This is a genomic window from Arthrobacter sp. SlRoot2-15 (assembly GCF_059739345.1).
Genome location: NZ_AP046058.1, coordinates 3,413,629 through 3,425,778 on the forward strand (window position 1 = coordinate 3,413,629; position 12,150 = coordinate 3,425,778).

Below are 12,150 nucleotides of genomic sequence, written 5' to 3' on the forward strand. Positions count from 1 at the left end.
GCTATGCGCCAACGTCTGATGCTGCTCGATACCGCCTCGTTGTATTTCCGTGCGTTCTACGGAGTGCCCGACACAATCCACCGCTCCGACGGCACGCCGGTTAACGCCGTTCGCGGCCTGCTCGACATGATCGCGCGGCTCACCACCGACTACGACGCGTCGCATCTCATCGCGTGCTGGGACAATGACTGGCGCCCACAGTGGCGGGTCGATCGCCTCCCCAGCTACAAGGCGCATCGCGTGGCCGAGGCCGTGGCGGGCGCTCCTGACGTCGAGCTCGTGCCGGACGCCCTCACCGCCCAGCTTCCGTTGATCCGCAAGGTGCTTGACCTGGCGGGCATCGCCGTCGTCGGGGCGGCGGACCACGAGGCCGACGACGTCGTCGGCACCTACGCCAGCAACGCCAGGTTTCCGGTGGACGTGGTGACCGGCGACCGTGATCTTTTCCAAGTTGTTGACGACGCCCATCAGGTGCGGGTGATCTACACGGCGCGGGGAATGCGGAACCTGGAAGTAGTCACCGAGTCGGTCATTTTCGGCAAGTACCGCGTGCTCCCGGGGCAGTATGCGGACTATGCGACCCTGCGCGGCGATACCTCGGATGGGTTGCCGGGGGTCGCCGGCATCGGCGAAAAGACCGCTGCGGCGCTTCTGGCCGACTACGGCACGCTGGAGAGCCTTTTGGCCGCTGCAACGGACGCGGGAAGCGGACTGTCCCCGTCCATTCGATCAAGGCTCGGCTCGGCCCAGGATTATCTGTCCGTCGCGCCCGATGTCGTGAACGTCGTGCGCGACCTTGAGTTGCCGACTCTTGAGGAGGCAGGGGCGCAACTGCGTCCCGTCGCCGGCGATTCCCGCGCCGAACTTGCGGCCCTTGCTGCCGAGTGGAACCTTGGCGGCTCGGTCACACGGCTCCTCGCGGCGTTGGACGGGCGTCATTGAGCGGCAAGGTATGACAGTGCGCTGACCACATGGGCTTGGACGCCCATGGACAGGGTCGGGTCCATGACCGGGGCAAACAGAGGGGAGTGGTTGGCCGGAATGTCCTGCGCCACCGTTCCCTTCGCGGCCGCGGCCTGGAACTCCTCCGGGTCCGCGCCGCCGAGGAGCCAGAAGGTGTACGGCGCGCCGAACGCGTCCGGAATGCGGCTGAAGTCCTCGGAAGCCGTCTGACGCTGGGCCCCGTGCACGGCGTCCGCCCCGAAGTGGGCCACAAACGAGGCGTGTACGCCCTTCGTCACGGCCGCGTCGTTGCTCGTGGCCGGGAACTGGTCGTAATACTCAAAGTCAGGTTCCCGCGGTGTGCCCGCGGCGGAGCACTCGCCCCTGACGATCCGCTCGATTGCGGCCAGCACGGTGCTGCGGACATGTGGATCGTAGGTGCGGATGTTCAGCAGCATCGTGGCGTGGTCCGGGATGATGTTCGATGCCGTCCCGGCGTTCAGCGCTCCCACGGTTACGACTGCGAAGTCGCCGGGCCTGACCTGTCGGGAAACGACGGATTGCAGCCGGACGACGATCGACGCGGCCAGCACCACCGGGTCCACGGACATGTGCGGCATCGAGCCGTGTGCCCCTTTTCCGTACACGACGATCTTGAGTGAATCGGCGGCCGAGAGGACCGGTCCCGCCGTGGTCGCGACGGTCCCTGCGGGTAGTGGCATCACATGCTGGCCGAAGACGACATCGGGTCTCGGAACCTTGGTGGTAAGGCCGTCGTCGATCATGGCCTGGGACCCGGCCCCGATCTCCTCGGCCGGCTGGAACAACGCAATGTAGGTACCGGACCACGCGTCCCGACCCTCCGCCAGCAACTTGGCGGCGCCGAGCAGGGTGCTGACGTGGACGTCGTGCCCGCAGGCGTGCATAACCCCGTCCACCTGCGACGCGTAGGGGAGCCCGGTGGCCTCCGTGACGGGCAGCGCGTCCATGTCGGCCCGGGCCAGGACGGTGGGACCCTCGCCATTGAGCAGCACACCCACGACGCCGGTACCGCCGATGCGGCTCACCGAATAGCCGGACGCCGCGAGCTTGGCTTCGACCATCGTCGACGTTGCGTGTTCTTCCAGACTGAGTTCCGGATGCCGGTGCAACTCGGTGTAGGTTTCGCGTATCCAGCCCAGTTCGGAATCGAGGCCGGCTAGGACAGTTGCGACGTTACTCATGAGCAGCTCGCTCTCGCTGGCTGAAGGCGACGGAGAAGTCCGGGCGCCGCTGGCACGATCCAGCCTAGACCGCTGAGCGACGAGATCAAGGACAGCGGGTGGCCTTGGGCCCTTCCCGCCCCCGCCGCTGTGCTGGTAGACCGGTAACCCAGGTGTGATCAATCCGAGCGCTCCGGGAGGTGCGCATGGCCGAGGTGACAGTCGCGACGGAACGCGGCGAAATGCCGGCCTACCTGGCTGCTCCGCCCGGCGCGGGTCCCTGGCCCGGCGTCGTGGTCATCCATGACGCGCTGGGCCTGAGCCGCGACACCCGCAGCCAGGCTGACTGGCTCGCCGGCGAGGGGTACCTCGCGGTGGCGCCGGACCTGTTCCACTGGGGGAGCCGGGCAACGTGTTTGTGGTCCCTGATCCGCGGGTGGCGGCCCCTCGGCGACCTGGACCGCACCCGCGCATGGCTGGCCGCACGCGAGGACTGCACCGGCCGGGTTGGCGTGATCGGTTTTTGCATGGGTGGCGGGTTCGCGCTCATGTTGGCCCCGGACCACGACTTCGCCGCTGCCAGCGTGAACTACGGCGGGTTCGACGACGAGACGGCGAGGGCAATGCCCCGCGCCTGCCCGATTGTGGCGAGCTATGGCGCCAAGGACCGTTGGCCGGGAGTGCGCAAGGCGCCGGCCCGGCTGGAGCCGCTGCTGACCGCCGCCGGGATAGACCACGACATCAAGGTCTACCCGGGCGCTGGGCATGGTTTTCTTAACAAGCATGGCCCCTCGGACTTGACGTTCGGTGACCAACTGCTCGCGAAACTGGTGGCGGCGGGCTACCACGAGCCCTCCGCCGAGGACGCGCGCCGTCGCATCCTCGTGTTCTTCAGGAAACACCTGGGCCCTGCGGGGGAGGAGCAATGACTAACAGCGCCCCGGGGCGGCTGCCCGGCATCGTTGCCGCCGGGTTCGTAACTGCCTATCTGGCCCTCGTGCGCCCGCGCCTGTTGCGCGCGGGCGCGACCGGCGGCGAGGTCCTCGGACCTTACCCGGGCGCCGTGATCGTCCCGGGTGGAAAGCGCAGCGCAACGATGGCCGTGACCGTCAACGTTCCACCGTCGCGCGTGTGGCCCTGGCTGCTGCAGATGGGCACCGACCGGGGCGGCTGGTACAGCTGGGACCGGCTGGACAACTTCGGACGGCGCAGCGCGGAAACCATCCACCCCGAGTGGCAGGACATCGCCGTCGGCGACCGTCTGGCGGCCACACCGGACGGCAGCCAGTGGTGGCAGGTGGCAGCGCTGGAGCCGGAACGGTTCCTTGGCCTTCGGATGTCCCTCGATCTGCGGGGGAGGCCGTTCGACCCGGCAGGAGCACGGCCGCGGCACTTCACCGACTCTCTCTGGGGATTCGAGCTGAAGGAAACGGCGGAGGGCTGCACCCGGCTCGTCGTCAGCGGGTACTGGTCGTTCCGGCCGAAATGGCTACAGCCTCTCCTGAGCATTGTGGTGCTGGAGCCCTCGCACTGGGTGATGCAGACCCGTCAGTTCGCCAACCTCAAGCGCCTCGCCGAGTCAGAAAGCGTCTGAGCGTCCGGCACCCGCCGGCCTGCCCACGCCGCCTCCGCTGCCGAGCAAACTGCGGGTGAGCGCCTCGCCGTCGGCCATCAGCTCGCTCACGGCCGCCTGAAGGTGGGCGTCCGCGACCGGGGAGCCGGCAAGGGCGGCGGCCACGACGGCGCGGCGGATCAGCTCGCGGGCGAACGAGGCCGTGGTGCCGTCGGTCCGGGCCGCGGCCTCCTCAAGTGCCGCAGGGCTGAAGCCAATCCCGCGGGCATACAGCCGGAGCAACGCCACGCGCTCTGCTTGCGCGGGCAGCGGAATCTCCACGGCCAGATCCACCCGGCCGGGACGCTGCGCCAGGGCGCGCTCCAGCATGTCCACCCGGTTGGTGGTGAGGACGAACGCCACATCGGCGTCGTCGGCCAGGCCGTCCATGGCGTCGAGCACCTCGAACAGCAGCGGCTGGGGCCCGTGGCCGAAGCTGCGGTCCTCGGCGATCAGGTCGCAGTCCTCGAGCACGACGATGGACGGCTGCAGCGCCCGCGCCATGGTGGCCGCCTCCGAGATCCGGGCCAGCGAGCCGCCGGACAGCAGGATGGCGGTGGCCCCGTGGCTGCGGCTGAGCAGATACCGCACCGTGTGGGTCTTCCCGGTGCCCGGCCGGCCGTAGAGCAGGATGCCGCGCTTGAGATGCTGCCCGTACTGGTTGAGGGTGTCGCGGTGCTCGGCGATCCCCAAGGCGTGGTCGGCAACCTTCTGCAGCAGGCCGTCCGGCAGGATGACCTCGGCAGCGGCCAGGGATGGGCGCGCGTGGAAGGTCACGCCCGCCGCGCTGGGGCCGTATTCACCCATAACGAGTGAAATGACCTGCCCCTTGAGGACGCTGTGATGCTGCATGCGACGGCGGAAGTCGGCGAGGAACGCCGCCGCGGAGTCAGTATCTGCGGCAAGGACTTCCAGGCGGGCAGTCTGCCGGCCGGACCGGGGGTTGGCGTCCCGCTGCAGCACGGCGATCGGCCGGCCGCCGTGGCTGAACAGCCAGAGCCCCAGCGCCACCGCTTGGCGCTGCTCGTCCGGCCCCACCGCCAGGTTGGCGTAGTCGGGCTGGGACAGCGGGAACTGCGGAAAGACCTGCGCCTGCTGCAGCATGTCGCTTAAGGAGTGATGGTGGCGCTGGTCCCCTCCGCCGATGCCGACCAGCCGGAACTGCGGATCCTCGCCCGCAAGCTCTGCCATCTGGATGTCGGCGTCCACGAACCGGTGCGGCGGAATGTCCTCCACCACGACGGAGACCGACCCGGCCGCCACGCCCAGATGCCCGGTGAGCGTCGTCAGCAGCTGCGGCCCGGCTGCTGCGCGGTGCTGCCCGGCCTGCGCAAGCTGCACGAGTTGCGCGAAATTGTCGATGAACTTCCCCAAATTTTCATCCATGCGCAGACCCTACCAGCGTCCCGGCACCCGGCAGCCCTACCGCAGGTTCTCCTGAATGGCCCGGCCCAGAATGCGGGCACCCTCCGGGAACGCGCCGGGGTTGGGCCCGGCGTAGTTGAGCCGGATGAACGGGCCGGCAGGTTCCGCGGGGAACCACTCCGTACCCGCAGCGATCAGCAGGCCGTCCCGCTCGCAGTCGGCACTCAACTGCTCGACGTCGGTCCCGTCCGACAGCCGCGCCCAGAGGTTCAGCCCGCCCTTGGGGACCAGGGTGATCTGGGCCTGCGGGGCGTGCTCGCGAAGGCTCGTCACCAGCAAGTCGCGGCGCGACTGGAGCTGGTGCCGGACGCTGCGCAGGTGCGTCTGCCAGGCCGGCTGGGTGACGACGTCCAGGGCAGCGGCCTGGAGCAGGCCGCTGACGTACATCGACTCGGCCCCGCGGTCGGCGAGGATGCGCTCCCTCGCCGGCCCGCGCGCAATGACGGCGGCCACCCGGATGGCCGGCGACACACTCTTCGTCAGCGTCCGCAGGTACACCACATGGCCGGAATCGTCGCGCGCGGCCACGGGGGAGGGGGCGCTGCTGATGCCGAAGTCGTGGGCCCAATCGTCCTCCACGAGGAATGCCCCATGCCGCCGCACCACCTCCAGGACCTCGTCTCCGCGCCGCACGCTCCACTGCGCCCCGGTGGGATTGGCGTAGTTGGCCTGGGCATAGAACAGCCGCGACCCGGTCTCCTCGAACGCCCGGGCCAACCCGTCCGGGTCAGGGCCGTCCGGGCCGGACGGCACCGGGACAACACGGACGCCTGCCTGGGCAGCCGCGAGGATGGCACCCCAGTAGCTGGGGGACTCCATCAGCAGCGGCTGCCCGCTGCCCACCAGCGACCTGAAGATCGAGCTAAGGCCGCTCTGGCTGCCCGGCAGCACGACGACGTCGCTCGCCCCGGGCGGCGTGACGCCCGCCGGCGTCGAGGTGCCGAGTTCGTGGGCGAACCACGACTGCAGCTCGGGCAGTCCCGCGGCGGGGGCACGGGAGAGCGCCGCCTCGCCGCGGGTTGCCCGGACCAGGGCCGCCCGGACCAGCCGCTCCGGCAGGAGTTCGCGGGCCGGGTAGCCCGAGTGCAGGGCGATCACATCGTTGGAAGCGCTGCGCATCGCGGCCGACGCCGAGCGCAGCGGCGCCTTCGGCGCCCGCAGGGCCGCCGTCTGCCAGCCGTAGTCGGAGGGACGCGCCGTCCGGACCGCGCGGACGAAGGTCCCGACGCCCGGACGGCTTTCGATCAGGCCCTGGCCGGTGAGGGCCTGCAGGGCCTTCTGCACCGTAACGGGACTGACACTGTGTTCGGCCACGAGCGAGCGCGTGGACGGCAGTCGGGAGCCTGGGGCGGCCCGTGCAATCCATTCCTTCAGCTGCGCCACAATCCGCGAACTGCTATCGTTGTCCATGAGAGACAAGAGTAGCGCTACTGTCAGTGGAAGCCCAGTGATACCGGCCGCATCTGCTGCCCCTTCGGTCGGCCGCGCGGCCGGTCTCTGGTGGGGCCTGCTCGGCGTGGCGGCGTTCTCCTTCACGGTTCCGTTCACCCGGGTCGCCGTCGCAGGCCTCTCGCCCCTGTTCATCGGCTCCGGCCGGGCGGTCGTGGCAGCTGCCCTGGCCTCCGCGGCGCTCGTCCTTACCCGCCAGCGCTTTCCCTTGGGCCGGCAGTGGATCAGGCTCGCGGTAGTTGCCGGCGGAATCGTCGTCGGATTTCCGCTGCTCACTTCTTTCGCCCTTACCAGCGCTCCTGCCAGCCACGGCGCCGTCGTGATCGCGCTGCTCCCGGCCGCGACGGCGACCGCTGCCGTCCTTCGCGGACATGAGCGGCCGCCCGCGGCGTTCTGGCTCGCCACGGCGGCGGGCGCTGCCGCCGCCGTCGGCTTCGCCTTCGCACAGCCCGGAGGTTTCGGGCAACTGCACTGGGCGGACCTGCTGCTCCTCGGAGCCGTCGCGGCTGCCGCGGTGGGCTATGCCGAAGGCGGCCTGCTCGCCCGTGAACTTGGCGCCTGGCAGACCGTGTCCTGGGCGCTCGTCCTCGCGGTGCCGCTGATGGTCGCCCTGGCCGCGCTCGCGGTGGCCCAGCAGCCCCCGTCGGGCACCCCGGCGCAGTGGGCCTCCTTCGCCTACCTCGGCGTCGTCAGCATGTTCCTCGGATTCTTCGCGTGGTACCGGGGACTCGCCATCGGCCCGATGACGCAGGTCAGCCAGATCCAGCTCGTTCAGCCCGTGCTCAGTATCGCGTGGGCGGCGCTACTCCTCGGCGAAGCGCTGACGCCGGCCACCCTGATGGGCGGCGCCGCCGTGATCGCCTGCGCCGGCCTGGCCGTCCGGGCCCGGGTGAAGCCGCCCCTGGCGCCGCCGCGAGTCTGAAGACGCACGGACCGCGCCAATTTACCCAAAGTCAAAGGACAGCCCCATGTATATCCCCGCACACTTCGCCGCCAGCCCGGGCGCCATCGAGGAACTCCTCGCTGCCCCGGTAGCCGCCAACCTCATCACCATGACCGCGGAGGGCCTGCTCGCCAGCTTCTTGCCGCTCCTCTACGATCCCTCGGCCGGCGCGCACGGCGCGCTGCACGGCCACCTGGCCAGGAACAATCCGCAGTGGTCCAAGCCGCCGATCGGAGAGGCATTGGTCATCCTTCAGGGTGCGGACGCCTACATTTCGCCGGCCTGGTATGCCTCAAAGGCCGAGCACGGCCGCGTTGTGCCGACCTGGAACTACTCCACCGCACACGTCTACGGCACGCTGGTGGTCCATGAGGACCCGGCCTGGCTCGACCGCCATGTCCGGCAGTTGACCGAATTCCACGAAGCGCGTTCAGACCGGCCATGGTCCGTCGACGACGCCCCGGAGCGGTATATCGCCGGCCAACTGCGGGCCATCGTCGGCGTCGAACTGCTGATCAGCAGGATCGAGGCGAAGGCCAAATTGAGCCAGAACCGCTCTGCCCTGGACATCGACGGCGTGGTGGCAGGACTTCGGGCCGCCGGTCACACGGCCAGCGCGGCCGACGTCGACCGGGCACGGCAGGAAGGGTTGCCGTTGGCGTAGCCATTTCCACCGGCCTGCACTAGATTCAGGGGACAAACCGGCAGGGGGCCGGTCCTCCAGCGGCGGACCAACGGCAAGGATGACCATGAAAACCAGTTCCCCCACCGCGGCCGCCCTCGGCACCTTCATCCTGGCCGGCTGGTTGCCGGCCGGATCCGCGGTCCCGGCCCAGGCGGCCGGTGTCACGTACTACGTCAGTGCCGCGGGCAACGACAGAACTCGCGGTGCCGCAGGACGGTGACTGCAACGGAACGGCCGCCGCCGATTCCGGAGCCTACGAGTTCGACTCGCCCAACTGCTGAGCTGTTTGCGGTGGGCTCCCGGCAGGGCTCAGGGACGCGCGTCGCTGCTGTAGCTGAGCCCGATCTGGCCCCGGACAGTGTCCAGCGCCGCCATGACCTGGACGCTCTGGCTGGGCGGCAGGATGTCGTTCGCGGTGGCGCCAGCGGCGATCAGCCGCTCCATCTCCCAACCCTGGTACTGCATGCCGCGGCCGGTCACCGGCTCGTCGAAGCGCTCGACGACGTTACCGCCGTCGTCGTAGCGGGTGAAGCCCGTGGGGGTGTACCAGACCGGATCGATTTCAATGCTGCCTCCGGTGCCGATGACCGCGGCCCGGTTCGGTCCCGCGGTGTCCAGCGCGCAATGCAGCACCGCCTGCTGTCCGTCCCCGTATTCGAAGATCATGGCGGTCTGGCGGTCGACGCCGGTGGCCGTCATGCTGGCGGCGGCCTGGATTCCGGCCGGCACCCCGAAGAGGTCGAAGGAGAAGGACACCGGGTAAATGCCCAGGTCCAGGAGGGCGCCGCCGCCCAATGCCGGGTCGTTAAGCCGGTGTTCCGGATCCTTGGGGAGGTTCTGGTTGTGGTCCGCAAGCAGGGTCCGGACCTCGCCGAGGGCGCCCGAGCCGACCAGTTCACGGATCCGGACCATGTGCGGCAGGTACCGCGTCCACATTGCCTCGAGGGCGACCAGGCCCTTGGACGCGGCGAGGTCCACGACCTCCTGCGCCTGCCACGCGTTCATCGCGAACGGTTTTTCCACCAGCACGTGCTTGCCGGCGTTCAGAGCCAGCAGTGCGTTCGCGTAGTGGAAGGGGTGCGGCGAGGAGATATAGACCACGTCGACGTCGGCGTCTTCCACCAGCGATTCGTAGCTGCCATGGGCCGCGGGCAGGCCGAACCTGGCGGCGAACTCGCGGGCCGTGGCCAGATTGCGGGAACCCACCGCCTGGACCACAAAGCCGTGCTGCACCAGATCCGAGGTCTGCAGCCCGGCAATGAGGCCGGTGCCAAGGATTCCCCACCGGATGATGCTACCCGGGCCTTCGGGGCGATCGGGGGAGTGGACGGTGGGGGTGTCTGACATGGTGGGGTCCCTTCCGCGGGCCGCTGCCGGCGTGTTGTAGGCCGTACCGTACGGGCGTCAGTCTATTGCAGGCGGTTCCGGGTCAGAGGGTGTGGTTCGACGTTTTGGCGGGAAATAGCGGCCTGCAGTGAGTGCAGGATTCGCCGCCGGGCGGTGCCCCGCCGGCGGGGGTGAGCGCAGCCTGTTCAAGATCCAGGCGCAGGCGCAGCGCCCAGCCCAGCAGGGCCAGCGAGGCGAGCACGGCGGCAGGCTGGATCACGGCGCCCAGCACTGCGGGAGACGCCCAGCTGAACAGACAACCAAGGAGGCTGTCCGGGCCGGGGGAGGTGCCCAGCGCCAGCCCGGCGAGGCCAAGCATCGGCCATCGGGTGTCGCACACCGTGGCCTCTGCGCCGATCGGGGCCCGGACGTAGCTGCCGACGACGAGGCCGGCCAGTAGCGAACCGGCGGCGATCGCCGGGACGGTCCACCACGCGGCCAAGACCGCGCCGGCGCCGACCATGCCGGTCGCGGCGGCCAGCACCACCGCGAACGTCGCGGCGGTAATGCCGGCAGTCACACGTCGTGGGCGCTCCCAGCGGCGCAGCAAACGCCACTCCCGTCGCGGCCAGCCCGAGGCTTCCACCGGTCCGCCGGCGGGCCCATCCTCAGCCTTGGTGTGCCGCGGCATGTTCTTCCGCCTTTCCCCACGCACGGATGGCGGTCCAGCCGGTGACGACAGCAACCAGCGCAATAGCCAGAAAGCCGAGCCCGGAATAGCCCGCCGCGGCAAGGACCGGACCCGCAAGGGCGCCGCCGAGGGCCCCGGCGGCGTTCATGCCCAGGTCGGATACGCCCTGGATGGCCGGCCGGTCCTGCCCGGAAGCGGATTCGGCCACCATTGCTGAGCCCGCGACCACCGAGGCGGACCAGCCCAGGCCCAGCAGGATGAGGCTAACCGTCACGGCCGTGCGGGAATCCGCGGCGAAACCGGCGATAAGGAGAGATGTCAGCAGCATGCCCTGGCCCATTAGCACGACTGGCAGCCGTCCGGTCTTGTCGGCAAGCCAGCCGAAGACGGGGGAGAGCGCGTACATTCCTGCGATGTGAAGGCTGATGGTGAAGCCCACGATCGTCAGGCTTGCGCCATGCTCGCGCAGATGGATCGGAGTCATGGACATCAGCGCCACCATGGTGGCATGGCTTAGCGCCACGACGACGACGGCGTACCGGGCCCGGGCGTTGCTGCGAAGGATCCGCAGTCCGGACTGTGGAACCGTAGTTTCCCCGGGCCGGTCACCGGACTTCAGCGCCTCCAGCAACGGGTCCGGCCGAAGTCCGGCTAGGTACACGGCGGCGGCGGCGAGTTGGGCGGCCACCGAAAAGGCAAAAGCACCGGTCATTGGCGGCAAGCCGAGTGCGGCGCCGGCGGCTTCCCCGGGGCCGAAGAGATTGGGGCCCAGCACGGCTCCGATTGTGGTGGACCAGACGACCACGGAGAGGTCGCGGGCACGCGAACCGGGCCGGGCCAGATCGGTGGCGGCAAACCGGGCCTGCAGGTTCACGGCGGAGGCCGAACCCAGCAGCATCAGCCCCAGCAGGAGCAGCGGGAAGACCGTGAGCGCGGCCGAGCTGATCGCGATGACCGCGCCGGCACCCGCGATGAAGGCGCCGGTGGAGAGCGACACTCGGCGTCCCCGTGCGCGCGCGAGCCGGGCCAGGGGAATCGCGGCGAGGGCTGCGCCGAGAGTGCTCATGGTCGCTGCCGTGCCGGCCCAGGCCGGCGAGCCGGACAGCTGGGCCGCCAGCAGCGAACCGAGGGAGAGGGTTGCGCCCATACCGATTCCGCCCAGGATCTGGCCGCCGACCAGCACGGAGAGCACCTTCCGCTGCGAATCGCGGCCAGGAAGGTGCTCCCGTACGGGCGCGGGCCGGGGCGGCATCATCGCCCGGTGGGGCGCAGGTGCCGTGGCATCCCGGCGGGTCGGGGTGGGATCACTTGCAGGTGCAGCGCTGCTCGGTGGGTACGTCGGCCATGACGGACTCCACGTGCTCGCCGCACCCGGCCCAGGTGATCTTGCCACAGCTATTGCAACGGACGGGACTGCACATTGTTTCTCCTTGAGTCGGGTACTGCGGGTGCGGCTTGTGCCGCGGGTTGTATTGGACTGCTTGTGATGAGGCGTGGCCGCTCAGGACGCGGCGGAGGCGGATACTTTCGCCCGGACCTCGTCCATGTCGAGCCCCTTGACGGCGGTGATGAGCTCGTCCAGGCCGGTGGCATTCATGGCGCCCGGCTGGGAGAAGACAAGAATACCGTCGCGGAACGCCATCAGGGTGGGGATGGAGGTGATCTGTGCCGCCGCGGCCAGCGCCGGCTCGGCCTCCGTGTCCACCTTGGCGAAGACGACGTCGGAGTGCGCCTCGGAGGCCTTGCTGAACGTCGGGGCAAACATGCGGCACGGACCGCACCACGCTGCCCAGAAGTCCACCAGCACAATGTCGTTGCTCGAGATCGTGTCGTTGAAGGTCTTTTCGGAAATGTCGATGGTTGCCATGAATCCAA

The 12,150-nt window shown here is 69.5% G+C and carries 14 protein-coding genes; 6 read left to right on the plus strand and 8 right to left on the minus strand.

Translation table 11 applies throughout. The features are described from left to right. Positions 1-3 precede the first annotated feature (3 nt). Complete coding sequence (locus tag AC6I9V_RS15855) at positions 4-942, plus strand: 5'-3' exonuclease (protein ID WP_497900081.1); 939 nt, start codon at positions 4-6, stop codon at positions 940-942. Here AC6I9V_RS15855 and AC6I9V_RS15860 read toward each other — a convergent pair. Continuing rightward, positions 936-2,165 (minus strand): amidohydrolase, encoded by a 1,230-nt coding sequence (locus AC6I9V_RS15860; RefSeq protein ID WP_497900082.1) that lies wholly within the window; start codon positions 2,163-2,165, stop codon positions 936-938. The genes AC6I9V_RS15855 and AC6I9V_RS15860 overlap by 7 nt on opposite strands. A 185-nt stretch (positions 2,166-2,350) precedes the next feature. On the opposite strand from AC6I9V_RS15860, the gene AC6I9V_RS15865 reads away from it, so the two are divergent. Together AC6I9V_RS15865 and AC6I9V_RS15870 are read left to right on the plus strand one after the other, a co-directional pair. Then, positions 2,351-3,073, plus strand: coding sequence for a dienelactone hydrolase family protein (locus AC6I9V_RS15865; RefSeq protein WP_497900083.1), 723 nt, complete (start codon positions 2,351-2,353; stop codon positions 3,071-3,073). Next, entirely contained in the window at positions 3,070-3,738 is a 669-nt protein-coding gene (locus AC6I9V_RS15870; protein ID WP_497900084.1) for a hypothetical protein, read from the plus strand. The genes AC6I9V_RS15865 and AC6I9V_RS15870 overlap by 4 nt, the downstream gene beginning before the upstream one ends. On the opposite strand, the gene AC6I9V_RS15875 is transcribed toward AC6I9V_RS15870, so the two are convergent. Together AC6I9V_RS15875 and AC6I9V_RS15880 are read right to left on the minus strand one after the other, a co-directional pair. Continuing rightward, positions 3,724-5,142 carry an AAA family ATPase gene (locus AC6I9V_RS15875; protein ID WP_497900085.1) on the minus strand — a complete coding sequence of 473 codons (1,419 nt, stop codon included), beginning with the start codon at positions 5,140-5,142 and terminating at the stop codon, positions 3,724-3,726. The two genes, AC6I9V_RS15870 and AC6I9V_RS15875, sit on opposite strands and share 15 nt — an antisense overlap. Positions 5,143-5,178: 36 nt before the next feature. Next, on the minus strand, positions 5,179-6,591 hold the full coding sequence (locus AC6I9V_RS15880) for an aminotransferase-like domain-containing protein (RefSeq protein WP_497900086.1): 1,413 nt from the start codon (positions 6,589-6,591) through the stop codon (positions 5,179-5,181). Here AC6I9V_RS15880 and AC6I9V_RS15885 point away from each other — a divergent pair. The 3 genes from AC6I9V_RS15885 (at position 6,590) to AC6I9V_RS15895 (ending at position 8,478) form a co-directional block, all read left to right on the plus strand. Further along, positions 6,590-7,552 (plus strand): DMT family transporter, encoded by a 963-nt coding sequence (locus AC6I9V_RS15885; RefSeq protein WP_497900087.1) that lies wholly within the window; start codon positions 6,590-6,592, stop codon positions 7,550-7,552. The two genes, AC6I9V_RS15880 and AC6I9V_RS15885, sit on opposite strands and share 2 nt — an antisense overlap. A 46-nt stretch (positions 7,553-7,598) precedes the next feature. Then, on the plus strand, positions 7,599-8,237 hold the full coding sequence (locus AC6I9V_RS15890) for an FMN-binding negative transcriptional regulator (RefSeq protein ID WP_497900088.1): 639 nt from the start codon (positions 7,599-7,601) through the stop codon (positions 8,235-8,237). A gap of 85 nt (positions 8,238-8,322) precedes the next feature. Then, positions 8,323-8,478, plus strand: coding sequence for a hypothetical protein (locus AC6I9V_RS15895; RefSeq protein ID WP_497900089.1), 156 nt, complete (start codon positions 8,323-8,325; stop codon positions 8,476-8,478). A gap of 89 nt (positions 8,479-8,567) precedes the next feature. On the opposite strand, the gene AC6I9V_RS15900 is transcribed toward AC6I9V_RS15895, so the two are convergent. The 5 genes from AC6I9V_RS15900 to trxA all read right to left on the minus strand — a co-directional run bounded on the left by AC6I9V_RS15900 (position 8,568) and on the right by trxA (position 12,142). Beyond that, positions 8,568-9,605: a Gfo/Idh/MocA family protein gene (locus tag AC6I9V_RS15900; protein WP_497900090.1), complete on the minus strand. Its 1,038-nt coding sequence runs from the start codon at positions 9,603-9,605 to the stop codon at positions 8,568-8,570. A gap of 82 nt (positions 9,606-9,687) precedes the next feature. Beyond that, the gene (locus AC6I9V_RS15905; RefSeq protein ID WP_497900091.1) at positions 9,688-10,164 is read right to left on the minus strand and encodes a hypothetical protein; all 477 of its coding nucleotides are present in this window, start codon (positions 10,162-10,164) and stop codon (positions 9,688-9,690) included. 88 nt (positions 10,165-10,252) lie between these two features. After that, the gene (locus AC6I9V_RS15910; RefSeq protein ID WP_497900092.1) at positions 10,253-11,527 is read right to left on the minus strand and encodes an MFS transporter; all 1,275 of its coding nucleotides are present in this window, start codon (positions 11,525-11,527) and stop codon (positions 10,253-10,255) included. A 52-nt stretch (positions 11,528-11,579) separates the two neighbouring features. Beyond that, positions 11,580-11,696, minus strand: coding sequence for a DUF8730 family Cys-rich protein (locus AC6I9V_RS15915; protein ID WP_497900093.1), 117 nt, complete (start codon positions 11,694-11,696; stop codon positions 11,580-11,582). An 80-nt stretch (positions 11,697-11,776) separates the two neighbouring features. Further along, positions 11,777-12,142 carry a thioredoxin gene (gene trxA, locus AC6I9V_RS15920; protein WP_497900094.1) on the minus strand — a complete coding sequence of 122 codons (366 nt, stop codon included), beginning with the start codon at positions 12,140-12,142 and terminating at the stop codon, positions 11,777-11,779. Between the last annotated feature and the right edge of the window lie 8 nt (positions 12,143-12,150).

Bases quoted from the DNA above. Each gene is read 5' to 3' on its own strand.
- AC6I9V_RS15855 (WP_497900081.1), top strand. From the start codon at position 4: ATGCGCCAACGTCTGATGCTGCTCGATACCGCCTCGTTGTATTTCCGT.
- AC6I9V_RS15860 (WP_497900082.1), bottom strand. From the start codon at position 2,165: ATGAGTAACGTCGCAACTGTCCTAGCCGGCCTCGATTCCGAACTGGGC.
- AC6I9V_RS15865 (WP_497900083.1), top strand. From the start codon at position 2,351: ATGGCCGAGGTGACAGTCGCGACGGAACGCGGCGAAATGCCGGCCTAC.
- AC6I9V_RS15870 (WP_497900084.1), top strand. From the start codon at position 3,070: ATGACTAACAGCGCCCCGGGGCGGCTGCCCGGCATCGTTGCCGCCGGG.
- AC6I9V_RS15875 (WP_497900085.1), bottom strand. From the start codon at position 5,142: ATGGATGAAAATTTGGGGAAGTTCATCGACAATTTCGCGCAACTCGTG.
- AC6I9V_RS15885 (WP_497900087.1), top strand. From the start codon at position 6,590: ATGAGAGACAAGAGTAGCGCTACTGTCAGTGGAAGCCCAGTGATACCG.
- AC6I9V_RS15880 (WP_497900086.1), bottom strand. From the start codon at position 6,591: ATGGACAACGATAGCAGTTCGCGGATTGTGGCGCAGCTGAAGGAATGG.
- AC6I9V_RS15890 (WP_497900088.1), top strand. From the start codon at position 7,599: ATGTATATCCCCGCACACTTCGCCGCCAGCCCGGGCGCCATCGAGGAA.
- AC6I9V_RS15895 (WP_497900089.1), top strand. From the start codon at position 8,323: ATGAAAACCAGTTCCCCCACCGCGGCCGCCCTCGGCACCTTCATCCTG.
- AC6I9V_RS15900 (WP_497900090.1), bottom strand. From the start codon at position 9,605: ATGTCAGACACCCCCACCGTCCACTCCCCCGATCGCCCCGAAGGCCCG.
- AC6I9V_RS15910 (WP_497900092.1), bottom strand. From the start codon at position 11,527: ATGCCGCCCCGGCCCGCGCCCGTACGGGAGCACCTTCCTGGCCGCGAT.
- AC6I9V_RS15915 (WP_497900093.1), bottom strand. From the start codon at position 11,696: ATGTGCAGTCCCGTCCGTTGCAATAGCTGTGGCAAGATCACCTGGGCC.
- trxA (WP_497900094.1), bottom strand. From the start codon at position 12,142: ATGGCAACCATCGACATTTCCGAAAAGACCTTCAACGACACGATCTCG.